This window comes from Prauserella isguenensis (assembly GCF_014191605.1).
Classification (GTDB): domain Bacteria; phylum Actinomycetota; class Actinomycetes; order Mycobacteriales; family Pseudonocardiaceae; genus Prauserella; species Prauserella isguenensis.
The window spans coordinates 1,717,149-1,739,873 of record NZ_JACHWU010000001.1 but is presented as its reverse complement, the minus strand read 5'-3'; the positions used below and the strand labels follow the sequence as shown (position 1 = coordinate 1,739,873).

Genomic DNA, 22,725 nt, shown 5'->3' with positions numbered 1-22,725 from the left:
ACATCAGGTCACACGGCCACGAGGGCCCGGTGCCGGCCCCCTCGTGTGCTTGAACGGCTTCGCCGTTCGCTGTGTCACTGCCACGACCAGGGCCTCCCGCGACGAACCACATCGGTTCGTGGTCCGTCACCCGCGAAACTACCGCCGAGGATCGATAAACGCAGGCATCCAGCCAGGTGATTCACCGATTTGTCATGTCGCCGCCGGACACGGGACACGAACACCCTGCGGCCGCCACCGAAAGTCACTGAACCCAGCGCCGGAACCGTTTTCGTCACCGGGAAAGACCAAAGGTTTCCACACGCCACAAAAACGGGGCTGCTATACCAGGAAACGCCTGCTACGGGCAAGATCCATACCCCGAGCCGGTGATCGACAAGCGTATAGCACCCACCGTATCCGCAGGTCAATACCTATACCGGGCACCCTTCACACCGAGACGACGTCGCCGGGGAGACGCGGAGGGCTCACCCGCCGTACCGCCGATTCCGCACCGCGTAGTCACGCAGCGCGCGCAGAAAGTCGACCCGGCGAAAAGCCGGCCAGTAAGCCTCGGTAAACCAGAATTCGGAGTGCGCCGATTGCCACAGCAGAAAACCGGACAAGCGCTGTTCTCCGGACGTCCGAATGATGAGGTCCGGGTCCGGCTGCCCCGAAGTATACAAATGTTCGGAGATATGGTCGACATCGAGAATCTTGGCCAGTTCCCGGATGGACGTACCTTCGTCGGCGTGCTGCCGGAGCAGCTTGCGCACCGCGTGGGCGATCTCCTGCCTGCCGCCGTAACCGACCGCGACGTTGACGACCATGCCCTTGCGGCCGTCGGTGCGCTGCGCCGCGGCGGTGAGCCGGGTCGCGACGTCGGCGGGCAGCAGGTCCTGCGCCCCGACGATCGACAGCTGCCAGGGGTTCCCCGGCGCGGCCAGCTCGTCGACGACGTCCGGGATGATCTGCAGCAGCGCCTGCACCTCCTCGTTCGCACGATTGCGCACGTTGTCGGTGGAGAGCAGGAACAGTGTCACGACCTCTACATTCGCCTCACGGCACCAGCCGAGGAAGTCGGCGATCCGCTTCGCACCCACGCGGTGGCCGCCGTTGACGTCCGTGAAGCCCGCTTCTCTGGCCCACCTGCGGTTGCCGTCGAGGATGATCCCGATGTGCTGGGGGTGCCTTCCCCCGGACTGCTGCTGCAACCGCCACGAGTACAGGCGGTACACGACCTTGGAGGCGAACGACCGAAGACTCACGTCCAAGCAGCGTACGCCTGCCGGTGTGGGCGTGGTGCGAGCTCGTCGTCACTTCCGGACGTGACGTGCACACCTCACGGGTGCACCCGGCACCTACGGCCTCGTAACCTGGTGGTGTGAGCACTGTGAGCGACGAGCGCCTGGGACAGGACGAGCGTCCGGAGAAGTCCGTCCACGACCGGCCACGACTGCGCGGCCATCTGCATTTCTGGAGTTTCTTCGGCGCCGTGGCCGCCGGTGCCACCCTCATCGCTCTGGCCGCGGCGACGGTGTCGGGCCTGGCCGCGCTGGCGACGTCGATCTACGGTGCCACGGTCCTCGGCCTGTTCGGTGTCAGCGCGCTGTATCACCGGCACATCTGGAGCCCCCGCGCGTACCAGTGGATGAAGCGCGCCGACCACTCGATGATCTTCCTGTTCATCGCCGGGACGTACACGCCGTTCACGCTGCTGGCGATGTCGCAGCCCACGGGCTACATCGTGCTCACCGTGGTGTGGACGGGCGCGATCGCGGGCGTGGCACTGAAGATGCTGTGGCCTGCGGCGCCGCGCTGGCTCGGGGTGCCGATCTACGTGGCGCTCGGCTGGGTGGCCGTGTTCGTGCTGCCCGAGCTCGCCACCGACGGCGGCGCCGCCGCGCTGGTACTGCTGCTCGTCGGGGGCGCGCTGTACACCCTCGGTTCGGTCTTCTACGCGACGCACTGGCCGAACTACTGGCCGAAGACGTTCGGCTATCACGAGTTCTTCCACCTCTGCACCGTGCTGGCCGCGATCTGCCACTACATCGCCATCTGGCTCGCGATGTACTGACACCGGGCGCGGGCCGTCACGGGCAGGCGAGCTCGGCGACGCACTCGTCGCGGTGCTGCGCGCGCAACCGGCCTGCGCGTTCCACCATGCCGAGGCCGTGCAGCGCGCCCCACAGCACCGCGGTCACCGTGCCGTCGCGATCGTCACGGCGGCCGTCGTCGGCCTGCTGGTCGGACCGAACTGGCCATCGCAGTCGTCGTTCACCGGAGTGTGCCGGCGGGCCACGTGGACCCGCCGGCACACCCGGACGCTCGCGCTCGGGCCGCGAGCGCCGGCACCGCCGCCCGAAGGCGGCCTGTCACATGTCCGCCCGTTCAGGCGTCGGCAGGCGTGAACTTCTCCCGGTGGATGTTCCGGGGCGCCATGCGCCTGCGCTTGAACGCCTTCACCCCGGCCTCGACCATCGCGGGCGGGCCGCACAGCCAGCCCGTCCAGCCGCGCGCCGTGGAGACGTCCTCGACGAACGCGTCGGTCGGGAAGCCCTCGCGATAGCCGTCGGCGGGCTCGTGCGACAGCACCGGGACGAACCGGAAGTTCGGGTGCTGCTCGGCCAGCTCGGTGAGCCGGTCACCGTCGTAGAGCTCCTCCTCACCGCGAACCCCGTGGTACAGCACGACCTCCCGCGCCGGGTGCCTGCGCAGGGCCGTCCGCACGATGCCGATCAACGGCGCCAGTCCCGTGCCGCCGCCGATGAGGACCATCGGCCCGCCGTCGTCCTCGGACTCCGGAGGCAGGTGGAAATCACCCAGCGGGCCGGAGATGTCCACCTCGTCGCCCTCGGCCAGACCGTCGAACAGCCAGCCGTGGGTGGCCACGCCGTCGGGCACGAGCTTGACGTGCAGTTCGAGCACCTTGTCCTCGTCGGCCGTGTTGGCCAGCGAGTACTGCCTGCGCTCGCCGGAACCGGGCACGACCAGTTCGACGTACTGGCCCGCGTCGAACGTCAACGGCTCGTTCAGCCCGAGCAGGATCCGCCGGGTGTCGCGGGCGATGTCGGAGACCTCCCGCACCGTGCCGACCATGTCCCGCAACGGGTTCGCCGTCCGCGCGGCGCTCGTGCCCTGCGGACGCAGTTCGACGTCGCCACGCGGCCGCGCCTGACAGGCCAGCGCCATTCCCGCGCAGCGTTCCTCGTCGGACAGTGTTTCCACCGGCGACGAGCCGTGGTCGACCTCGCCCGCGACGACGTGCAGCTTGCACGTGCCGCACGTGCCCTGGTTGCACGAGTTCGGCATCCACACCCCCGCCCGCAGGCAGGCGTCCAGCAGCGCCTGGTCCTCACCGCACTCGACGCTGTTGCCGCCGACGGTGACCGCGAACGTCATGTCAGACCTCCCAGGTCACGTGCAGGCTGGTCGGTCCGCGGAACCCCCAGCCCCAGAACTCGACGCCTGCGCGAGTGTCGCGCTCCAGGTTGGGGATCGCCTCGAACAGCTCCTCCAGCGCGATGCGCATGGTGTGGTTGGCGAAGTAGATGCCTGCGCACGCGTGGTTGCCGGCGCCGAACGCGAGGTGCGGAAGTGGCGGACGGTGCAGGTCGTACGTGGTCGGCGCCTCGTACCGGCCCGTGTCGTGGTTGGCGGAGCCGTACGACATCATCACCGGCGTGCCCTCGGGCAGGTCGACGCCCGCCACCGTCACCGGTTTGGTGGAGATCCGCGCGGTGGCCGACCAGATCGGCGACGTCCAGCGCACGCCCTCGGCGACCGCACGCGGGATCAGCGTCGGGTCGTCGACGACCTCTTCCAGCTGCTCCGGCCTGCCGAACAGCCCCACGAGCGTGGACGCCATGCCGTGGCCCGGTTCCTGCATCGCGCCGAGCAGGTAGACGTAGATCGTCGGGTAGATGTACTCGCGCTCGCGCGTCTGGCCGGGCGGCATGCCGTCGTGCAGCCAGTGGGAGATGGCGCTGTCGTCGGGGTGTTCGATCCACTTGTCGATCAGCGGGTCGACGATCGACCGGATCTCGGCCTTGGCCTCGTCACCCTCGACGAACCCCTCCGGGTTGGCGAACTCGCCGCCGGAGGTCATCGCCGCGTTGGTGAACGAACGGTTCAACTTGGCGAACCATTCGCGCAGCTTGTCCGATTCGACGTCGTGCAGTCCGAGCAGGTCACCGAGGGAACGCACGCTGACCGGCTCGCAGAACTGGGCGACCAGCTCGGCCTGGCCGTCGCTTTCGAACTGCTCCAGGTAGCGACGCGCGATGGGCCGCACGAGGTCGTCGACCCACCGGTCGACCTCGGCGGGCTGCAGGGCGGGCTCGATCATCGTGCGCAGGTCGGCGTGCACGTCGCCGTTGACACCGATGACCGCCGGGTGTCCGAAGGTGCGACCACCTGCGGGGGTGATGACAGCTTCGAAGTCGGGGCTCGTCGCGATCTCGCGGCAGACCTCCTCGGTCGAGGCCACGTACGAGCCCAGCACGGGCACGTATGCCAGCGGCGCCTCGGCACGCAACCGCTCGTACGTGGCGTACGGGTTGCGTTCCAGATCGGCCATCGTCACCTCGTCGAGCCAGGACAGATCAGGCCGTTCGGTGGTCGTCATGAGGGCGTCTCCTCCCACGTCGTTGTCCGGGATGAGCACGGACGGTAGGGCCGTCTGGACGCCCGGGCGACACGCTTCGCGCGCCCACGACACCGATCGCGCGGCCGGAACGATTTTTCGTCGTTCCCGCCGGCCGCCGACGGGAGCCGCTGCACACACCGGTCGGACGGTTCCTAGTTCGTGATCCGTGACTCGGGTACGGTTTGTGCCTATGCGCGCACGACGTGGTCGCGCACCGCACGACTGGGACCAGGCGTCCCGGCAGGTGGCGGACGCGTACTTTCCCCACGAGCTCCGGCCGCTGGGTGGTGGCCGCGAGCCGCGACTGACGCTGCGCACCCTCGACCTCGGCCCGGTGCTGGTCGGGCACGTCGGATGGGGCGCCGACGCCGGCATCGAGTGCGACTACCCCGGTGCCTACGAGGTGAACCTGCCGCTCACGGGACATCTGGAGAGCCGGGGCGCCCGCGGGCCGGTGTCGTCGGTACCCGGGCAGGGCACGATCTTCCGCGCCGACACGCCATCGCTCATCAGCCACTGGGATGCCACCTGCACCGTGCTGGGCGTCAAGTTCGACAGCGCGTGGCTCGACCGGGAGTCGGAACGGATCATCGGCACCGATCGGTCCGGGCTGCGCGCGGAACTCCCCGACCAGCTGCAGCTCGACGCGGGCCGCGCACACGCCTGGCGGCAGGTCGTGGGCAGTCTCGCCGCGCATCTGCAGAACCCGGACCTGTTCTCCGACGTCGGGCCGGTGCGGGAGCAGCTCGCCGGTGCGGTCGCCGCGGGGTTCCTGCTCGCGAGCTGCCCCGATTCGGGCGAGGGCGCGCCCGCCCGACCGCGCTCGATCCGCAGGCTGCTCGGCGAGCTGCACGACGATCCCGGCCGGGCGTGGACGGCGGTCGAGATGGCGACCGTCGCGGGCACGACGGCACGTCGCCTGCAGGAAGGATTCCGCAGGTGGGTCGGAACCACTCCCACGGAGTACCTGACGGACGTGCGACTGCGCCGCGCGCACGCCGACCTCGTCGGACCGGCCGCGCCGACGGTCAGCGACGTCGCGGCGCGGTGGGGGTTCTCCAGTGCCAGCCGGTTCGCCGCGGCCTACCGCAAGCGATACGGCAGGCCGCCGTCACAGGCACGGGACTGGCACGTCGACGCGTAGGCTGCGGCCGACGAGCACCCCGGAACGTTCGAGGAGAACCGATGACCCGCGCCGAGTCCGTCACCGGACTGCGCTGATGGCGAGCGGCAACGGCACGGTCGGAGTCGGCGTCGTGGTGTGTGACGCCCGCGAACGCGTGCTGCTCGGGCTGCGCGACAAGGCCGACGAACCGACCGTGTGGTGCCTGCCCGGTGGCGCGGTCGACCCCGGCGAGAGTTTCGAACGCGCCGCGGCACGCGAACTCGCCGAGGAGACCGGGCTGGCCGCGGGATCCGTCGACGTCGCACACCTCGTGCTGGCGCCCGAACCGGGCGTCACGGCCACCGCCGTGGCTGTCGCGAGAGACGTCCGCGGCGAACCACAGGTGCTCGAACCGCAGGTGTTCCGCACCTGGGAATGGTTCGCCGACGACGACCTGCCGGACGCGCTGTTCCCCGCGACCCGCCTGGCCCTCGACGCACTGGCCACGGGAACCGCACCCGACGCGGCGGCGTCGTACCGCCTCGAACGCGCCTAGTCCGCGATGATCGGTGCGGCCAGGAACTGCTCGGGGACGGCGAACGCGTCGACGAGTTCGCGGGCCCGCGGGCGCAACTCGCCGCACAGTTCGTTCACCGCTGCGACAACGGCTTTGGCCCGCTGGGCCGTGAACCGGCCGTGCTCGAGGAACCATGCGCGATCGGCCTCGATGTTGGCCAGCGCGTAGAGATCGCACACCCGGTCGAGGAGCGCCTTCGTGTCCGGGTCGGTGCACCGGTCGATAGCGCCGACGAACGCCTCGAGCACGATCCGGTCGACGTGCACGCGGCCCGCCCGCAGCACGTGGTCCTGCGCGCTGTTGAACACCTCGAAACCGTTGTCACGGCCCGCTTTGCGCAACCGCTTGACGAGACTGTCCAGCACGTGCTCCTCGCGGTCCTCGAACGCGGCGATCTGCCAGGCGCGGTCGAACAACGAGTCCTCGTCGTCCCGCTTCGGGCTCGCATCCATGATCCGTTCGATCACCTTGCGCGCCGACGTCCGTTCGATCACGGTGTCGACGACCTGCTCCGCGACGAACCGCGCCGTCTCGAGTGGGCTGAGGTCCTGCACCTCCTGCTTGTAGCTCGTCAGCAACCCCTTCGCCACGAGCTGCAACAGCACCGTGTTGTCGCCCTCGAACGTGGTGAACACGTCCGTGTCGGCCTTGAGCTGCGGCAGGATGTTCTCGGCGAGATACCCCGCGCCGCCGCACGCCTCCCGCGCGGCCTGGATCGTCGACGTCGCATGCCACGTCGCGGCCGCCTTCACCCCCGCGGCGTGCGATTCCAGTTCGCGGCGGCTGCGTTCGGCGGGTTCGGAGGTGTGCTGCAACTCGTCCAGCGCGCACACCAGTTCCTCCTGAGCGAAGTGCAGCGCGTACGTCGTCGCGAGCGCCGGCAGGAGTTTCCGCTGGTGGCCGAGATAGTCGAGCACGACCATCTCGTCGTCGGTTCCGGGCCGTTCGAACTGCGTGCGCCGGTCGCCGTATCGCACCGCGATCGTCAGCGCCCGCTTCGTCGCGCTGCCCGCGCTTCCCGCCACGCTGACCCGGCCGCGCACGAGCGTGCCGAGCATCGTGAAGAACCGTTTGCCGTCGCTCTCGATCGGACTCGCATACGTGCCGTCCGGGGCGACGTCGCCGTAGCGGTTCAGCAGCGCAGTCCGCGGCACGCGTACCTCGTCGAACGTCAGCCGCCCGTTGTCGACCCCGTTGAGACCGGCCTTGTGGCCGCAGTCCTCGATCGTCACGCCCGGCATCGCGACACCCGCGTCATCGCGGACCGGCACCAGGAACGCGTGCACACCGCGACTCTCGCCGCCGGTGACGAGCTGGGCGAACACCGCCGCCATCCGCCCGTCACGCGCGGCGTTGCCGATGTACTCCTTGCGCGCCGACCAGTCCGGCGTGTGGATCACGAACTCCTCGGCGGCCGGGTCGTACGTGGCCGTGGTGCGTAGGTTCTGCACGTCCGAGCCGTGGCCGTACTCCGTCATCGCGAAGCATCCTGGCAACTCCAGGTCCATGATCGGCCGTAGGTACTTCTCGTGGTGTTCGCGCGTGCCGAGCAACTCCACCGCGCCACCGAACAGTCCCCACTGCACACCGGCCTTGACCATCAGCGACAGGTCGCCGAACCCGAGCATCTCGAACGCGACGATCGTCCCGCCGATGTCGCCCTTGCCGCCGTACTCGACGGGGAAACCGAGGTGCGGCCTGCCCGTCGCGGCGAGTTCGTGCAGCTGCCCGAGCACCTGCGCGCGGTGCTCCTCACGGCCCAGGCCGTACGCGTCGGGCTGGGCTGTGTCGGCCACCTGCGCACGCACGTCACGGCGGATACCCGCCCACCGGCCGTCGAGGACGTCTGTCAGGGAGTTCATGCCGCCAGCGTGCCGGACGATCCGGGCGAGCGCACTGTGACACGCACCGGTCCCCGCGGTCTTCACTCCGCCGGGAGCCACAGTGGACACACGCGGCCTGCGCCCCGACTCAGCGGGCGAGCGCGCGCACGAGGTCGTCCCGTTCGGTCACCGGCCGGTCGCACACGTACCCGTGGCACACATAGGCGGCGGGTTCGCCGTCGACCAACGGCCGGTCCGCCAGCAGCGGCACCCCGCCCGCATCGATCTCGCCGCCCGTGTCGGGTTGCCCGCCCACGACGACCGCACCGCCCGGCACCCGCTGCGCCGCCGTCTCGAACAGCTCCGAGCGCGACGACTCCGTCTCCCCCACGACGGCGACCTGCACCGGCCCGGCAAGCAGCGACTCCGCCACCGCCGCCCAGTTGCCCGCGAACCGCGGCACCTGCATCACCAGCGCACCCGCTCGCGCGACGGCCTGTTCGCAGATCGACCGGTACCGGCTCGCCCTGTCCGGCCCGGCCAGCACCGACGCCGTCAACAACGCACTCGCGAGCGCCGACGCACCCGACGGGCTCGCGTTGTCCGTCGGGTCCGCAGGCCTGCTGAACAGCTCCTCCGCATCGTCGGCCGTGTCGTGGAACGCGCCCGGAGCCTCCGCGGCGAACCGGTCGACCGCCTCGTCGAGCAGTCGCAGCGCCTCGGCCAGCCAGCCCGCCTCGCCGGTGGCCTGGTGCAGCGCGAGCAGGCCGTCCGCGGTGCACGCGTAGTCCTCGAGCACGCCTGCCGCGTCGCCGACCTCACCGTCCCGGGAACTGCGCCGCAGCCGGCCGTCGACGTCGTGGACGTCGAGCAGCAACCGGGCCGCCTCGCCCGCGGCGTCGACCCACTCCGGCCGGCCCAACGCGACGCCCGCCTCGGCCAGCGCAGCGATCGTCAGCCCGTTCCACCCGGCGATCACCTTGTCGTCGCGCGCAGGCTGCGGCCGCCGGTTACGCGCCCCGAGCAACCTCTCCCGTACGCGCTGCCAGCGTTCCGTGTCGTCGGGGTCGGCGGGCAGCTGCAACGTCGACGTGCCGTGCTCGAACGTGCCCTCCTCGGTGACGGCGAACGTCTCCGCGGCCCAGGCGCCGTCGTCGTCACCGAGCACCTCGACGAGCTGCTGCGGCGTCCACACGTACGTCGAACCCTCCACACCGTCGGTGTCGGCGTCGAGCGATGCGGCGAACCCGCCCTGGTCGGTGCGCAGGTCCCGCAGCAGGAACTCGGCCGTCTCGGTCGCGATACGGCGAGCACCCGGATGGTCTGTGCGGCGCGCCATGTGCGTGTAGGCGCGCAGCAGCAACGCGTTGTCGTACAACATCTTCTCGAAGTGCGGGACGACCCACCTGCCGTCCACCGAGTACCGCGCGAACCCGCCGCCGAGTTGGTCGTAGATCCCGCCCCGCGCCATACCTTCCGCCGTCAGTTCCACAATGGACAACGCGGCCGGGTTGGCGGTCCGCTCGTAGTGCCGCATGAGGAACTCCAGCACCATCGACGGCGGGAACTTCGGTGCCCCACCGAAACCGCCGTAGCCCGGATCGGTCTCCTGCCGCAGCTTGGTGACGGCGCTCGTCAGCGCCTCGTCGTCGAGCGTCTGCTGCCGCAACGGACCCGACTGCTCCACGACATGATCGACGACCTTGCCCGCGCCCTCGACGAGCTCGTCCCGTCGCTCCGACCACGCTTTCGCGACGGCGTCGAGAACCTGGTGGAAGGCGGGCATGCCGTGCACCGGCCGGGGCGGGAAGTACGTGCCGCAGTGGAACGGTTTGCCGTCCGGCGTGAGGAAACAGGTCATCGGCCAGCCGCCCTGGCCGGTCATCGCCTGCGTGGCGGACATGTAGACGGCGTCGAGGTCCGGACGTTCCTCGCGATCGACCTTGATGTTCACGAAGTGCTCGTTCATCAGCGCGGCGATGTCGTCGTCCTCGAAGGACTCGTGCGCCATGACGTGACACCAGTGGCAGGCCGCGTAGCCGATCGACAGCAGGATCGGGACGTCGCGTTCGGCCGCCTCGGCCAGGGCCTCCGGGCACCAGGGCCACCAGTCGACCGGGTTGTCCGCGTGCTGGAGCAGGTACGGGCTCGTCGAGTTCGCAAGGCGATTGGCCATACCGAGAGTCTCCCTTGCCGCCGCGCGCCACGCACGTGTGCCCGGTCGGAGACGAGACTTGTCACCGGTCCTCGGCAACACGGTGCGACCGTCGCGGCCGTCACCGCACCACCACCCGCTGCGCAGCAACGGGGCATTCCGGTTGCATCGGACCAACCGGGCGGTCACGATCCTCCGTATGCGCCCGGCCGGCGAGTTCTGCTGGATGGACCTGAAGACACCCGACCTCGACGCGACGGAGCGGGAACTGGATGCCGCGCTGGGCTGGGAATGCGTCGTCGACCCCGACGATCACCGCGACCCGGCGACGGCGCGCAAGGCCCGCTTCGACGGCCACTGGATGGCGGGCGTGAGCAGAGTCGACAGCGACGCCCGTCCGCCGGGGACCGAGCCGCGCGTCAGCTACTACGTGGCCGTCGAGGACGCGGCCGCCGTGCACGACACCGCCGTCTCCGCGGGCGCCACGTCGGTCGCCGAGCCGTCGCCGATCGGAGACCTGGGCGTGCTCGCCACGATCGTCGACCCGTTCGGCGCGGCCGTCTCGCTGTGGCAGCCCGGCACGTTCGCCGGGTGGACGCATTCGGCGGCCCCGGGAACCCCGCGCCGTCTGGTGCACACGTCGGTCACACCGACCGCCGCGGCCGGGTTCTACCGCAACCGGCTCGGCCTGCCCATGACCGGCGCCGTGTTCCGCACCCGGACCGGGGAGCCGCCGGGGTGGACGGCCGTCATCCAGGTCGCGGACCGGCCTGCGACGACGTTCGCGCCCGTACACCTGCCGTCCGGGCACACGTTCCTGTTCGCCTGACGACGTTCCGGCCGCGGGCGGAGGTCAGGATTCGTCGCGCTTGGCCTGCTCGCCGGGTGAAGCCGACACCGTCTCTGCCCCGCTCGCCGCGTCGCCGTCGCCATCACCGTCACCGGTTCCGGACGAGTCCTCGCCGGACCCGCTGCCGGAGTCGTCGAAGCTCGCCGGAACGCGCTTGAGGTGCTTCGTCATCGACCGAACCAGGAAGACGACCGCGATCAGGAACACCAGCATCAGCAGGAGCCCGACCGGGGAGGACTTGCCGAAGTCCTGTCCCTGCCCGCCGGTGTCCTGCTGCTGGGCCAGCACCTCGGTCGCCGCCATGGCCGGACCGGTCATCGCCGCAGGCAACATCAGGGGTTCACCTTCTCTCGCACGCCCGCGAACAGATCGTCCTCCGGAACGGTGCTGTCGACAAGCGAGCGGGCGAGTTCGTACTCCTCGGTCGGCCACAGCCTGCGCTGCGTCTCGAGCGGGACGGCGAACCACCGGCTGGTCGGATCGATCTGGGTCGCGTGCGCACGCAGTGCGTCGTCACGCTGCTCGAAGTACTCGGAGCACGGCACCTGGGTGGTCACCCGCTCCATGATGTCGGGCTTGTCCGGGTCCCACCGTTCCAGCCACTCCGCCCACGGCGATTCCTGCCCGGCCTCGAGCAGCGCCTCGTGGAACGCGGTGATGCGGGCACGGGAGAAGCCGTGGACGTAGTAGACCTTCGACGCCTGCCACGGCTCGCCCGCGTCCGGGAACCGATCCGGGTCGGCGGCGGCGTCGAACGCGGCCATCGACACCTCGTGCGTGCGGATGTGGTCCGGGTGCGGGTAGCCGCCGTTCTCGTCGTAGGTGATCACGACGTGCGGCCGGAACTCCCGCATGACCCGCACGAGGGCCTCGGTCGGCTCCTCGAGCGGCACCCTCGCGAAGCAGCCCTCGGGCAGCGGCGGCAGCGGGTCGCCCTCCGGCAGCCCCGAGTCGACGAAGCCGAGCCAGCGGTGCTGCACGCCGAGGATCTTCGCGGCGGTGGCCATCTCCTCACGCCGGATCTCGTCCATGTGCTCGTGCACCTCGGGCCGGTCCATCGCCGGGTTGAGTACGTCGCCGGCCTCGCCTCCGGTGCAGGTCACGACCATGACGTCGGCCCCCTCGGCCACGTACCGGGCCATGGTGGCCGCGCCCTTGCTCGACTCGTCGTCGGGATGGGCGTGCACGGCCATCAGCCGCAAGCCCTTGCTCGCCGCCTCGACCTGCCCGGCTTCGACCGATCCCGTTCCGTTCGATCCAGTCATGACCGACCAGACCCCTCTCACACCTGTGCTGTATCCGCTGCTGTCCACTGCCGTGTGCCGGCGTACTGCCCCCGCCGACACACCGGGTCGTGCCCGCCGGCGTCACCTCCCACGCCCCGGTGCGCGCGGCCCCACCGGCGCGATCCCCGGACGGGCCTGCCGACCCCGGAGCCCGCACCCGACGGGCCTCCCCGGATACTCGTAACGCCGGGGACGACATCCATCTTCCTGGTAGCCACGACAGTCCCGACCGGGAGGCCTCCGTTTTGCCCGAGGAGCCGACACCCGACGACGCCGCGGCCGACGCTCAGGCGGCCGGTGCGCCGCAGCCGGACCCGCAACACGCCCGGGACCGGATGGCCGACCGTTACGGGGCCGCGCGCAAGCCGAATCGGCGCCGCAGCCGGTGGCAGGTGTGGACGTTCACCGCGATCGCGCTGGTCGTGAGCGGTGTCGCGGCATATGTCGGGTATCAGAATCTCGCGGGCGCACCCATCGACGCCCAGCGTGTGACGTACGAGGAGCGGCCGGGCGACGCCGTGCAGATCACCATCGACGTCTCGCGCAACGAACCCGACCGGGAGGGCGTGTGCATTGTACGTGCACGTAACCGCTCCGGCCAGGAGAGCGGGCGGAAAGAGATCCTGGTCGCACCGGGATTGGAACGCGTCTCCACGGTGATCCAGAGCATCGGGCGGCCTGTCACCGCGGACGTCTACGGCTGCAGCTACGATGTTCCGCGATATCTGTCAAGCCCCTAGCGGCCAACGGAGTGAAACGAGCGCCGAGTGTCCGGCGGCAATTGCGCTGAGCGGCATCCGGCGGTGGTTTCGTGCTATGCTCGGCTATCGGCACGGTCCTAGCGGGGCCGTGTCTTTCCTTATTTCGAACCACGCCGCCGAGCGTGGCGGCCGGCCTGCACACCCAGGCTCGGCAGGCTAGGAGGAGATGGTGACCGTGAGCGACACCAAGGTGACCTGGCTGACCCAGGATGCCTACGACAGGCTCAAGAGCGAGCTCGATGAGTTGATCGAGAATCGTCCGGTCATCGCCGCGAAGATCAACGACAGCCGCGAGGAAGGCGACCTCAAGGAGAACGGTGGCTACCATGCGGCCCGCGAGGAACAGGGCCAGCAGGAAGCCCGCATCCGTCACCTGCAGGAGCTCCTGCGCAATGCCAAGGTGGGCGAGGCTCCGTCCAACGACGGAATCGCAGAGCCGGGCATGGTGCTGACCATCCAGTACGACGGCGATGACGATTCCGAGACGTTCCTGCTCGCGACACGTGAAGAAGGCGGCGGGGGCGAACTCGAGATCTACTCGCCGGACTCGCCACTGGGGCAGGCGTTGCTCGGTGCCAAGGAGGGCGATACGCGGGAGTACCCGCTGCCCAACGGCAAGACCGAGAAGGTCAAGCTGCTCAAGGCGGTACCCTACAGCGCCAGCTGACGGGCCCGGCAGCACGACCACGAGCGGCGCGTCCCGGCTCCGGCCGGGGCGCGCCGCTCGTCGTATCGGCCCACGGGCCGGTTCCTGCTTCCGCGAGTCGACGGCGGCCTGCTCTGCCACGCTGGTGCCCATGAGCCCGGAACTGCCCATCTGCCTCACGTGCGGGACGCAGTACGCCCAGCCGCGGCCGGACTGCCCGATCTGCGAGGACGAACGCCAGTACGTGCCGCCGTCCGGCCAGCAGTGGACGAACCTCGCCCGGCTGCGCGAAGCCGGCTACACGGTCGCCGTCGAACAGCAGGCGCCCGGCGTGTACGGCGTCGGCACCCGCGAGCGGCTCGGGATCGGCCAGCGAGCGCTCGTCGTGCCGGCCGCGTCGGGAAACGTGCTGTGGGACTGTGTCGCGTACCTTGACGACGAGATGATCCGCCGGGTCACCGAGCTCGGCGGGATCACGGCGATCGCCATCAGCCACCCGCACTACTACACAACGATGGTCGACTGGGCCGACGCCTTCGACGTGCCCATCCACCTGCACGAACGCGACCGCCCGTGGGTCGGCAGGCCGAGTGGGCGGATCCGGTTCTGGGCGGGCGACACACTCCGCCTCGCCGACGACCTGACGCTCGTCAACCTCGGCATCCACTTCGCGGGCGGAACCGTGCTGCACTGGAGCGACGGCGCCGCCGGGAAGGGCGCCCTGTTCTCGGGCGACATCGTGCAGGTCGTGCCGAACCGCGAGCTCGTGGCGTTCATGTACAGCTACCCGAACCACATCCCCGAACGGCCCAGTGTCGTCCGGCGCGCCGGCGAGATGCTCGCCGGTTTCGCGTTCGACGACGTCTACGGCGCCTGGTGGGACGCGACGATCTCCGGCGGGGCGAGCCGGATCGTCGACCGGTCGGTGGCGAGATACCTGGAGCAGACCGCGGGCTGACGGTGGGAGCGCGTCGACGTCCTGCGCACGCGCCGTGCGCGCCGACGACGCTCCCCGTGCACGGTCAAGTTTGGCGAAGCAGAACGACGGGGTACTGCGCGGTCTGCACCGCCGACAGGATCCGGAGCCGGACATGACGGACCGTATTGCCGATATCTGGGGCCAGCGCACACCCCATGCCCGGGGCACCTCGTGGCCGGTCCGCCTCGATCAACACCTGGAGGAGGGGGTGGCCGAGTCCGACGTGCAACGTTGGGTGCAGTCGGCCTGCGTGCTGTGCAGCAACGGCTGTGCCTGCGACATCGCCGTCAAGGACGGGCGCATGGTCGGTGTCCGTGGTCGCACCGACGACGTCGTCAACCACGGGAGGCTGGGGCCGAAGGGCCTGTACGGCTCGTGGCAGTGGAACGGGCGGGACCGTCTCACCCGTCCGTTGATCCGCGAGAACGGCGAGCTGGTGGAGACCGACTGGGACACCGCCATGGACCGGATAGTGCAGCGGTCCCGGCAACTGCTCGACGAGGTGGGTTCGTCGTCGCACGGCTTCTACACCAGCGGTCAGCTCTTTCTCGAGGAGTACTACACACTCGGCGTGATCGGCAAGGCAGGTCTGGGCACACCGCACATGGACGGCAACACCCGCTTGTGCACGGCCACCGCCGCAGCCGCGTTGAAGGAGAGCTTCGGCTCGGACGGCCAGCCGGGCAGTTACACCGACATCGACTCCTGCGACGCGCTCTTCCTGTTCGGACACAACATGGCCGAAACGCAGACGGTTCTGTGGATGCGGGTGCTCGACCGGCTGCACGGCCCCGACCGGCCTCGGATCGTCGCGGTCGACCCGCGGCGCACCAAGGTCGCGGACGCCGCGGTCGAGTCCGGCGGCGTTCATCTCGCACCGTTGCCGGGCACGAACCTCGCCCTGATGAACGGCCTGGTGAACCAGCTGATCACACAGGGGTGGGTCGACGAGGAGTACGTGTCGGCCCACACGCTCGGCTTCGAGGAGCTGGCGCGCACCGTCGAGGCCTACACCCCGGAGAAGGTGAGCGAGATCTGCCGGGTGTCACCGGACGACCTCCGTCGAGCAGCAGAGATCTTCGGGACCTCGGAGCGAGTGCTCTCCACCGTCCTGCAAGGCTTCTACCAGTCCCACCAGGCCACCGCCGCCTCGTGCCAGGTGAACAACCTGCATCTGCTCCGCGGGCTGCTCGGCCGTCCAGGGTGCGGCGTGCTCCAGATGAACGGGCAACCGACGGCTCAGAACACCCGCGAGTGCGGTGCCGACGGCGACCTGCCCGGGTTCCGCAACTGGCAGAACCAGAACCACATCGACCAACTTGCCGAGCTGTGGAACGTGGACCGGCTCGTCATCCCCCACTGGGCCCCGCCGACGCACGCCATGCAGATCTGGCGCTACGTGGAACAGGGCTCCATCGACTTCCTGTGGATCTCGGCCACCAATCCCGCGGCCTCGATGCCCGAGCTTCCCCGTATCCGCAACATCCTCGGCCGCGAGGACCTCTTCGTCGTCGTCCAGGACGGCTTTCCCACCGAGACCACAGAGTTCGCCGACGTGGTACTGCCCGCCGCGATGTGGGGCGAGAAGCAGGGCACGTTCACCAACGCCGACCGGACGGTCCACCTGTCGGAGCAGGCCGTCGAACCGCCCGGTGCGGCTCGCAGCGACCTGGACATCTTCCTCGACTACGCGCGGCGAATGGACCTGCGCGACCGCGACGGCGAACCACTCGTCAAGTGGCATGATCCGGAAAGCGCGTTCGAGGCGTGGAAGGAGTGCACCCGAGGGAGGCTGTGCGACTACACGGGGCTGTCCTACGACAAGCTCCGCGGCGGCAGCGGGGTGCCCTGGCCGTGCAACGCCGAGAACCCCGACGGCAGCGACCGGCTCTATTCCGACGGGGTGTTCCCGACGGCTCCGGAGGTGTGCGAGAGCTACGGGCACGACCTGCTCACCGGCGGTGCGACCCCGCCGACGAACTACCAGGCCGAGAGGCCCGACGGCCGCGCCTTCCTCAAGACCGCGGAGTACACGCCCGCCCCGGACGCGCCGAGCGACGAGTACCCCTACATCTGCACAACGGGGCGCACGGTCTACCACTTCCACACGCGCACCAAGACCGGCCGCGGGAGGCAACTGCGCAAGGCCGCCCCCGAGCCCTGGGTGGAACTCTCGCCGGGGGATGCCGAGGCGTTGGGCGTCGACGAGGGTGACCTGGTGCGGGTCGAGTCCCGTCGTGGCGCGATGGAAGCGCCCGCGAGGATCGGGCGTGGCCGCGACGGCACCGTGTTCCTCCCCTTTCACTACGGCTACTGGGACACGGGCGCTCCCGACCGGCAGCCGACGGCAGCGAACGAGCTGACGCAGACCGAGTGGGACCCCGTCTCCAAGCAGCCGCTGTTCAAGGTCTCGGCCGTCCGGGTCACGAAGCTCGCACCGGGACAGCGCTGCGCGCCCGCTCCGACCACCACCGCATCCGCGCCGCACGACCCGGCGACCGTCCCCGCGACCCGGGGCGATCAGGGCGCCGAGACGCGAGAGGACCCCGGCGTCGCCGATCCACCAGGGCAGGTACCCAGTCCGGAACACACGCCCGGCGTGCCTCAGCCCGTGTTGCCGCACGCCGCAAGAAGGAGTTGAACCGTGCACCTGCCCGTCTACGTCGGTCTGCTCGATTCCTCGCTCCGCTCTCTGGCGGACGCCTTCCGTCAGGTGAGCGACGGCCATGGCGAGGAACCTGACGTCGAGTACCTCTGCCAGGTCCTCGCCCGCCAGGTCGACGAGCAACTCGAGGCACTGACACCGGTGGTTCGTCGCTACGGCGAGAACCGCGAACAGGAACCCGAACGGCTGCGCGCGACCGGCCTCGAGAGCACCCGCAGCGGCGGTGTGGGACTGCTGCGCGACCTGCAGGACCTGTACATGCTGGGCTCGTTCGTCGATATGACCTGGACGGTCGTGGGCCAGGCGGCGCAGGGACTGCGCGACAGAGAGCTACTGCAGCTCGTGGACGCGTGCGAGCAGGACACCACTCGGCAGCTGCAGTGGTTGCAGACCCGGATCAAGCAGGCGGCACCGCAAGCCCTCATCGCCGCGAAGTAACCGGGGGCGCAGGGGTACGACGTGGATCAGCCCTGTGCGATCCGTTCCAGCAGCGGACGCACCCGCGGCGCGACCGGTGTCGACAGAGCGATCGAGGTCGACGTCCTGCGCACGCCGGAGACGCCGACGACCTCGTCGATCACCCGCTGCAGGTCGTCGTTCGAGCGGGCCACCATACGGACGAACAGGTCGCCCTGGCCCGTCGTCGCATGTACCTCGCAGACCTCGTCGATCGCGGCCAGCTCCTCCGCGACCTCCCCGCGCCTGCCCTGGGCGATCTCCAGCACGGCGAACGCGGTGAGGCCGTAGCCCAACGCGTCCAGGCGCAGTTCCGGCGGAAACCCCGTGAGCACGCCGTCGGCGGAGAGCCGGTCGAGCCGGGCCTGCACCGTGCCGCGTGCGACGCCGAGGCGGCGCGCGCATTCGAGCACGCCGAGCCTCGGCGCGTCGGTCAGCAGCAACAGCAGCCGGGCGTCGAGCGCGTCGAACGTCATCGCATCGCCTCCTGAACAGATTGTTCACTATGATCTCACCCATCGCGACGTTACTGGACAGATTGCCCAGAAGAATCGGTGGCGATTGCCCAGTCTGCACATCGGGGTCATGCTCGCTGCCATGACGACGGAATCAGCGATGACTCCCGCAGACCAGGCGATCGACGACATCGACTACAACCAGCTGCGCCAGCTCGTCGGCCTGGTCGACCACGACGACTCGGCCGACCCGTTCCCGGTCAAGGCGATGGACGCCGTCGTGTTCGCGGTCGGCAACGCGACCCAGACGGCGTGGTTCTACCAGGTCGCGTTCGGCATGCAGCTCGTCGCGTACGCAGGCCCGGAAACCGGGGACGCCGACCGCAAGTCGTTCGTGCTGAAGTCCGGCTCCGCACGGTTTGTGATCAACGGCGGCGTGCGGCCGGAATCGGCACTGCTGGACCACCACCGCAAGCACGGCGACGGCGTCACGGACCTGTCACTCGAGGTGTCCGATGTGGACCGTTGTGTCGCGCACGCCCGCAAGCAGGGCGCGACCGTGCTCGTCGAGCCGTACGAGGTCTCGGACGCCCACGGCACCGTCCGGATGGCCGCCATCGCGACCTACGGCGACACGCGGCACACGCTCGTCGACCGCTCGCGCTACACAGGGCCGTATCTGCCGGGCTACGTGGCGAGGACGTCGACCGTGACCCGCCCGGAGGGCGCGCCGAAGCGACTTTTCCAGGCGGTCGACCACTGTGTCGGCAACGTCGAGCTCGGCGACATGGACCACTGGGTGAACTGGTACCACCGCGTGATGGGCTTCATGAACATGGCGGAGTTCGTCGGCGACGACATCGCCACCGAGTACTCGGCGTTGATGAGCAAGGTCGTGTCGAACGGCAACCACCGCGTCAAGTTCCCCCTCAACGAACCCGCCGTCGGCAAGAAGCGTTCGCAGATCGACGAGTACCTGGAGTTCTACGGCGGAGCGGGATGTCAGCACATCGCCCTCGCCTGCAGCGACATCATCGCGACCGTGACGGCCATGCGCGCGGCGGGCGTGGAGTTCCTGTCGACGCCGGACTCGTACTACGACGATCCGGAGCTGCGAGCGCGGATCGGCGAGGTGCGCGTACCCATCGAGACGTTGAAGGAGCACGGCATCCTCGTCGACCGCGACGAGGACGGCTACCTGCTGCAGATCTTCACCAAACCGATCGGTGACCGGCCGACGGTGTTCTACGAGCTCATCGAGCGACACGGCTCACTCGGCTTCGGCAAGGGCAACTTCAAGGCCCTCTTCGAGGCGATCGAGCGCGAGCAGGAACGCCGCGGAAACCTCTAGCCCGGGGGAGGGGGTGAGAAGCCCCCGAGGGCACCTTCGGGCCTCCGCCCCAGCCACGCGTCAGCGTCCCGATGAGGGGCGGTGGTCGGGCTGGCGGGCGGGAGCCACCAAGGTGCCCTCGGGGGCGCCGCCGTGCGCGGTCAGTGGTCGGCGGAGGCCACCGTGTAGCCGGCCCGCTGAAGCTCGGCGATGACGTCGTCGCAGTGCTCCGGACCGCGCGTCTCCAGTTTCAGCGCCACCTCGACCTCGCCGATGCCGAGCCTGCCGGAGATGCGGGAGTGCTCGATGTCGACGATGTTCGCTCCGAGTTCGCTCATCCGCGTGACCACGCCCGCGAGCGATCCCGGCCGGTCCGGCACCCACAGCCGCACGTGCAGGTACCGCGCCGCGGCCGTCATGCCGTGCTGGATGATCTGCATCAGCAGCAGCGGATCGACGTTGCCGCCGGACAGCACCGCCACGACCGGCGGTTCGAACGCGCCCTCGTGCTCGAGCAGGGCCGCCACCGGCGCCGCCCCCGCGGGTTCGACGACGAGTTTGCGCCGCTCCAGACAGTTCAGGACCGCCCGTGACAGCGTCTCCTCCCCTACCGTCACGACGTCGTCCACCAGCGTCGTCACGTGCTCGAACGTCAGGTCCCCCGGCCGTGCCACGGCGATACCGTCGGCGAGCGTGTGCGTGCTCTCGAGTCCCACCGGTGCGCCCGCGGCCAGGGACTGCGGAAACGCGGCCGCGGAGTCGGCCTGCACCCCGACGAGCTGCACCTCCGGCCTGCTCGCCTTGATGGCACTCGCCACACCCGATACGAGCCCGCCGCCGCCGGTGGACACCAGCACCGTGCCGACGTCCGGCACCTGCTCCAGGATCTCCAAGCCGACCGTGCCCTGACCTGCGATGACATCGGGGTGGTCGAACGGGTGGATGAACACCGCGCCGGTACGTTCCGCGAACTCGGCCGCCTCCGCGAAAGCCTCCTCGAACGCCGTGCCCACGAGGTTGACGTCGGCGCCGTAACCGCGCGTGGCGGCAACCTTCGGCAGTGGTGCCTTCCGCGACATGAACACGGTCGCCTGCGTGCCGACCAGCGAGGCAGCCAGGGCGACACCCTGAGCGTGGTTCCCCGCGCTCGCCGCGACGACCCCGCGAGCACGTTCCTCGGCGGAGAGCCCGTGGATCCGCGTGTACGCGCCCCGCACCTTGAACGAGCCCGTACGCTGCAGGTTCTCGCATTTGAGGTGGACCGGGCCGCCGAAGGCGTCGGCGAACTCGCGCGCGTGCTCCATCGGGGTCACGCGGACGACCCCGCTGAGCAGGTCCCGCGCTTGTCGGATGCGGTCAAGGTCGACGAGCCGCGTGGCGGTCATGTCTGTGACGACTCTCCCTCCGATATCGGAGCTTGCGTGTATGTGGCGCGTAAGCATTGGGTACCCTGGAGCCGGCCCAGGGGACGCATCCACGACCGGAGGAACAGCATGGCACGGCCGTCGGTACCGCGAGACGCACGCTCGCAGGGCCGTGTCACACCAATGCTCGCCGGCATCGTGTCGGCCATGGCCCTCGCGGGCGCGGCCGTGTTCACGGTCGGCTACGCCTCGTGTGGCGATCCCGGTCAGTACGTACGGCACGCCGACAACGTGCACTTCATCGGCGGCTGCGTGGACGGCGAGGACCTGCCCGCCACCGGCCCCGGCGACCAGCACGGCCCGGCCGGTGGCGACGACGAGGCGCCGCGCAACTACCGGCCGTAGCCGTCGCCGAAGCGGTCAGGCCAGGGCCTGCCGCAGGTCGTCGATGAGGTCGGCGCCGTCCTCGATGCCCACGGACAGCCGCACCAGTTCCGCGGGCACCTGCAGCAACGAACCCTCGGCCGACGCGTGCGTCATGCGCCCGGGGTGTTCGATCAACGATTCGACCCCGCCGAGCGACTCGGCCAGGATGAACACGTTCGTGCCCGCGGCGGCCTTCAGCGCCGCCTGCTCCCCGTCGACGTGGTCGAACGCGACCATCCCGCCGAACCGCCGCATCTGTTTCGCCGCGACGTCGTGTCCGGGGTGCTCTGCCAGCCCCGGGTAGTACACCCGCGCGACCTTCGGGTGGTCCTGCAGCATCGCGGCGATGCGTTCGGCGTTGTCGCAGTGCCGCTCCATCCGCACCGACAGGGTCTTGAGGCCACGCAGCGTCAACCACGCGTCGAAGGCGCCCGGCACAGCTCCCGCCGAGTTACGCAGGAAGAACAGCTGCTCCCGCAGGTCGTCGTCGCCGGTCACAACCGCGCCGCCGACCACATCGGAGTGCCCCCCGAGGTACTTCGTCGTCGAGTGCACAACGACGTCGGCGCCCAGGTCGAGTGGAGTCTGCAGGTACGGCGTCGCGAACGTGTTGTCCACGACCAGCTTCGCGCCGCCCTCGTGGGCGATCGCAGCGAGGGTGGTGATGTCGGAGATGCCCAGCAACGGGTTCGTGGGCGACTCGCACCAGATGAGCTTCGTCTCCGGGCGCATCGCGGCGCGCACCTCGTCCACATCGGACAGGTGAGCGACGCTGTAGGTGACTCCCCAGCCGGTGAGGACCTTGTCGATGAGGCGGAACGTACCGCCGTAGACGTCGTTGCCGAGGACCAGGTGGTCGCCGGGCCGCAGCGTGGTGCGCAGCACGGCGTCGCTCGCGGCCATGCCCGAGCCGAACGCGAGCGCGTGGCGGCCGTTCTCCAGCGCGGCGAGCGCCTCCTCGAGGGCGGTGCGCGTCGGGTTGGCGGTGCGCGAGTACTCGTAGTCGCCTTCCCGGGTGCCGCCGACACCGTCCTGGGCGTACGTGGAGGTCTGGTAGATCGGCACGATGACCGACCCGGTTCGCGGGTCGGGTTCCTGACCGGTGTGAATGGCGCGGGTGGAGAAGCCTGTGTCGGCGGATTCGTGGGACATGTGCCCACCCTATTGCGGGCTCCGACGCAGGACACCCCGAGACGGGAAACGACGGCGCCCCGGCCGCT

21 protein-coding genes are annotated in these 22,725 nt (G+C 69.8%); 11 read left to right on the top strand and 10 right to left on the bottom strand.

Going from position 1 to position 22,725, the window contains the following annotated elements:
* Positions 1–467: 467 nt before the first annotated feature.
* A complete protein-coding gene (locus FHS23_RS08045) occupies positions 468–1,247 on the bottom strand; it encodes an isoprenyl transferase (protein ID WP_183650150.1) in 780 nt (259 codons plus the stop codon).
* Positions 1,248–1,372: 125 nt separating this feature from the next.
* Between FHS23_RS08045 and trhA the strand changes: the two genes are divergently transcribed.
* Positions 1,373–2,056, top strand: a complete 684-nt coding sequence (gene trhA, locus FHS23_RS08040) for a PAQR family membrane homeostasis protein TrhA (RefSeq protein ID WP_343053756.1) — start codon at positions 1,373–1,375, stop codon at positions 2,054–2,056.
* 314 nt (positions 2,057–2,370) lie between these two features.
* Here trhA and FHS23_RS08035 read toward each other — a convergent pair whose 3' ends face one another.
* Both FHS23_RS08035 and FHS23_RS08030 read right to left on the bottom strand, forming a co-directional pair.
* A complete protein-coding gene (locus FHS23_RS08035) occupies positions 2,371–3,381 on the bottom strand; it encodes a 2Fe-2S iron-sulfur cluster-binding protein (RefSeq protein ID WP_183650147.1) in 1,011 nt (336 codons plus the stop codon).
* Between the two features lies 1 nt (position 3,382).
* On the bottom strand, positions 3,383–4,606 hold the full coding sequence (locus FHS23_RS08030) for a cytochrome P450 (protein ID WP_183650145.1): 1,224 nt from the start codon (positions 4,604–4,606) through the stop codon (positions 3,383–3,385).
* A 211-nt stretch (positions 4,607–4,817) separates the two neighbouring features.
* Here FHS23_RS08030 and FHS23_RS08025 point away from each other — a divergent pair, with 211 nt between their 5' ends.
* Entirely contained in the window at positions 4,818–5,771 is a 954-nt protein-coding gene (locus tag FHS23_RS08025) for an AraC family transcriptional regulator (RefSeq protein ID WP_183650142.1), read from the top strand.
* A gap of 76 nt (positions 5,772–5,847) precedes the next feature.
* Positions 5,848–6,288 (top strand): NUDIX domain-containing protein, encoded by a 441-nt coding sequence (locus tag FHS23_RS08020; RefSeq protein ID WP_183650139.1) that lies wholly within the window; start codon positions 5,848–5,850, stop codon positions 6,286–6,288.
* Here the strand turns inward: FHS23_RS08020 and FHS23_RS08015 are convergent.
* Both FHS23_RS08015 and FHS23_RS08010 read right to left on the bottom strand, forming a co-directional pair.
* Positions 6,285–8,171: an acyl-CoA dehydrogenase family protein gene (locus tag FHS23_RS08015; RefSeq protein ID WP_183650136.1), complete on the bottom strand. Its 1,887-nt coding sequence runs from the start codon at positions 8,169–8,171 to the stop codon at positions 6,285–6,287. The two genes, FHS23_RS08020 and FHS23_RS08015, sit on opposite strands and share 4 nt — an antisense overlap.
* A gap of 109 nt (positions 8,172–8,280) precedes the next feature.
* Complete coding sequence (locus tag FHS23_RS08010; protein WP_183650133.1) at positions 8,281–10,308, bottom strand: thioredoxin domain-containing protein; 2,028 nt, start codon at positions 10,306–10,308, stop codon at positions 8,281–8,283.
* Positions 10,309–10,486: 178 nt separating this feature from the next.
* On the opposite strand from FHS23_RS08010, the gene FHS23_RS08005 reads away from it, so the two are divergent.
* Complete coding sequence (locus FHS23_RS08005) at positions 10,487–11,116, top strand: VOC family protein (RefSeq protein ID WP_183650130.1); 630 nt, start codon at positions 10,487–10,489, stop codon at positions 11,114–11,116.
* 24 nt (positions 11,117–11,140) lie between these two features.
* Here the strand turns inward: FHS23_RS08005 and FHS23_RS08000 are convergent, their stop codons facing one another.
* Positions 11,141–11,473: a hypothetical protein gene (locus FHS23_RS08000; RefSeq protein WP_425501107.1), complete on the bottom strand. Its 333-nt coding sequence runs from the start codon at positions 11,471–11,473 to the stop codon at positions 11,141–11,143.
* On the bottom strand, positions 11,470–12,330 hold the full coding sequence (gene mca / locus FHS23_RS07995) for a mycothiol conjugate amidase Mca (protein ID WP_183651195.1): 861 nt from the start codon (positions 12,328–12,330) through the stop codon (positions 11,470–11,472). The genes FHS23_RS08000 and mca overlap by 4 nt, the downstream gene beginning before the upstream one ends.
* A 428-nt stretch (positions 12,331–12,758) precedes the next feature.
* On the opposite strand from mca, the gene FHS23_RS07990 reads away from it, so the two are divergent.
* The 5 genes from FHS23_RS07990 to FHS23_RS07970 all read left to right on the top strand — a co-directional run bounded on the left by FHS23_RS07990 (position 12,759) and on the right by FHS23_RS07970 (position 17,912).
* The gene (locus FHS23_RS07990; RefSeq protein ID WP_183651192.1) at positions 12,759–13,163 is read left to right on the top strand and encodes a DUF4307 domain-containing protein; all 405 of its coding nucleotides are present in this window, start codon (positions 12,759–12,761) and stop codon (positions 13,161–13,163) included.
* A 190-nt stretch (positions 13,164–13,353) separates the two neighbouring features.
* The gene (gene greA / locus FHS23_RS07985) at positions 13,354–13,851 is read left to right on the top strand and encodes a transcription elongation factor GreA (RefSeq protein ID WP_183650123.1); all 498 of its coding nucleotides are present in this window, start codon (positions 13,354–13,356) and stop codon (positions 13,849–13,851) included.
* A gap of 130 nt (positions 13,852–13,981) precedes the next feature.
* Positions 13,982–14,788 carry an MBL fold metallo-hydrolase gene (locus FHS23_RS07980; protein ID WP_183650120.1) on the top strand — a complete coding sequence of 269 codons (807 nt, stop codon included), beginning with the start codon at positions 13,982–13,984 and terminating at the stop codon, positions 14,786–14,788.
* A 133-nt stretch (positions 14,789–14,921) separates the two neighbouring features.
* Positions 14,922–17,450, top strand: a complete 2,529-nt coding sequence (locus tag FHS23_RS07975; RefSeq protein WP_183650117.1) for a molybdopterin oxidoreductase family protein — start codon at positions 14,922–14,924, stop codon at positions 17,448–17,450.
* Positions 17,451–17,453: 3 nt separating this feature from the next.
* On the top strand, positions 17,454–17,912 hold the full coding sequence (locus FHS23_RS07970) for a hypothetical protein (protein ID WP_183650115.1): 459 nt from the start codon (positions 17,454–17,456) through the stop codon (positions 17,910–17,912).
* 26 nt (positions 17,913–17,938) lie between these two features.
* On the opposite strand, the gene FHS23_RS07965 is transcribed toward FHS23_RS07970, so the two are convergent.
* Entirely contained in the window at positions 17,939–18,406 is a 468-nt protein-coding gene (locus FHS23_RS07965) for an Lrp/AsnC family transcriptional regulator (RefSeq protein ID WP_183650112.1), read from the bottom strand.
* A 121-nt stretch (positions 18,407–18,527) separates the two neighbouring features.
* Here FHS23_RS07965 and hppD point away from each other — a divergent pair, with 121 nt between their 5' ends.
* The gene (hppD, locus tag FHS23_RS07960) at positions 18,528–19,736 is read left to right on the top strand and encodes a 4-hydroxyphenylpyruvate dioxygenase (protein ID WP_246381387.1); all 1,209 of its coding nucleotides are present in this window, start codon (positions 18,528–18,530) and stop codon (positions 19,734–19,736) included.
* A 140-nt stretch (positions 19,737–19,876) separates the two neighbouring features.
* Here the strand turns inward: hppD and ilvA are convergent, their stop codons facing one another.
* Positions 19,877–21,100: a threonine ammonia-lyase gene (gene ilvA, locus FHS23_RS07955; protein WP_183650109.1), complete on the bottom strand. Its 1,224-nt coding sequence runs from the start codon at positions 21,098–21,100 to the stop codon at positions 19,877–19,879.
* Positions 21,101–21,262: 162 nt separating this feature from the next.
* Between ilvA and FHS23_RS07950 the strand changes: the two genes are divergently transcribed.
* Complete coding sequence (locus tag FHS23_RS07950) at positions 21,263–21,484, top strand: hypothetical protein (protein WP_183650106.1); 222 nt, start codon at positions 21,263–21,265, stop codon at positions 21,482–21,484.
* 15 nt (positions 21,485–21,499) lie between these two features.
* Here FHS23_RS07950 and FHS23_RS07945 read toward each other — a convergent pair whose 3' ends face one another.
* Positions 21,500–22,657, bottom strand: coding sequence for a cystathionine gamma-synthase (locus FHS23_RS07945; RefSeq protein WP_183650103.1), 1,158 nt, complete (start codon positions 22,655–22,657; stop codon positions 21,500–21,502).
* Between the last annotated feature and the right edge of the window lie 68 nt (positions 22,658–22,725).

What these genes read in the sequence shown, in the direction of transcription:
- FHS23_RS07990 (WP_183651192.1), top strand. Translation starts at nt 12,759, where the DNA reads ATGGCCGACCGTTACGGGGCCGCGCGCAAGCCGAATCGGCGCCGCAGC.
- FHS23_RS08005 (WP_183650130.1), top strand. Translation starts at nt 10,487, where the DNA reads ATGCGCCCGGCCGGCGAGTTCTGCTGGATGGACCTGAAGACACCCGAC.
- FHS23_RS08015 (WP_183650136.1), bottom strand. Translation starts at nt 8,171, where the DNA reads ATGAACTCCCTGACAGACGTCCTCGACGGCCGGTGGGCGGGTATCCGC.
- FHS23_RS07950 (WP_183650106.1), top strand. Translation starts at nt 21,263, where the DNA reads ATGCTCGCCGGCATCGTGTCGGCCATGGCCCTCGCGGGCGCGGCCGTG.
- FHS23_RS08035 (WP_183650147.1), bottom strand. Translation starts at nt 3,381, where the DNA reads ATGACGTTCGCGGTCACCGTCGGCGGCAACAGCGTCGAGTGCGGTGAG.
- FHS23_RS08030 (WP_183650145.1), bottom strand. Translation starts at nt 4,606, where the DNA reads ATGACGACCACCGAACGGCCTGATCTGTCCTGGCTCGACGAGGTGACG.
- FHS23_RS07975 (WP_183650117.1), top strand. Translation starts at nt 14,922, where the DNA reads ATGACGGACCGTATTGCCGATATCTGGGGCCAGCGCACACCCCATGCC.
- FHS23_RS07980 (WP_183650120.1), top strand. Translation starts at nt 13,982, where the DNA reads ATGAGCCCGGAACTGCCCATCTGCCTCACGTGCGGGACGCAGTACGCC.
- FHS23_RS07965 (WP_183650112.1), bottom strand. Translation starts at nt 18,406, where the DNA reads ATGACGTTCGACGCGCTCGACGCCCGGCTGCTGTTGCTGCTGACCGAC.
- FHS23_RS07945 (WP_183650103.1), bottom strand. Translation starts at nt 22,657, where the DNA reads ATGTCCCACGAATCCGCCGACACAGGCTTCTCCACCCGCGCCATTCAC.
- FHS23_RS08020 (WP_183650139.1), top strand. Translation starts at nt 5,848, where the DNA reads ATGGCGAGCGGCAACGGCACGGTCGGAGTCGGCGTCGTGGTGTGTGAC.
- hppD (WP_246381387.1), top strand. Translation starts at nt 18,528, where the DNA reads ATGACGACGGAATCAGCGATGACTCCCGCAGACCAGGCGATCGACGAC.
- ilvA (WP_183650109.1), bottom strand. Translation starts at nt 21,100, where the DNA reads ATGACCGCCACGCGGCTCGTCGACCTTGACCGCATCCGACAAGCGCGG.
- mca (WP_183651195.1), bottom strand. Translation starts at nt 12,330, where the DNA reads ATGGCCGTGCACGCCCATCCCGACGACGAGTCGAGCAAGGGCGCGGCC.
- FHS23_RS08025 (WP_183650142.1), top strand. Translation starts at nt 4,818, where the DNA reads ATGCGCGCACGACGTGGTCGCGCACCGCACGACTGGGACCAGGCGTCC.
- FHS23_RS08010 (WP_183650133.1), bottom strand. Translation starts at nt 10,308, where the DNA reads ATGGCCAATCGCCTTGCGAACTCGACGAGCCCGTACCTGCTCCAGCAC.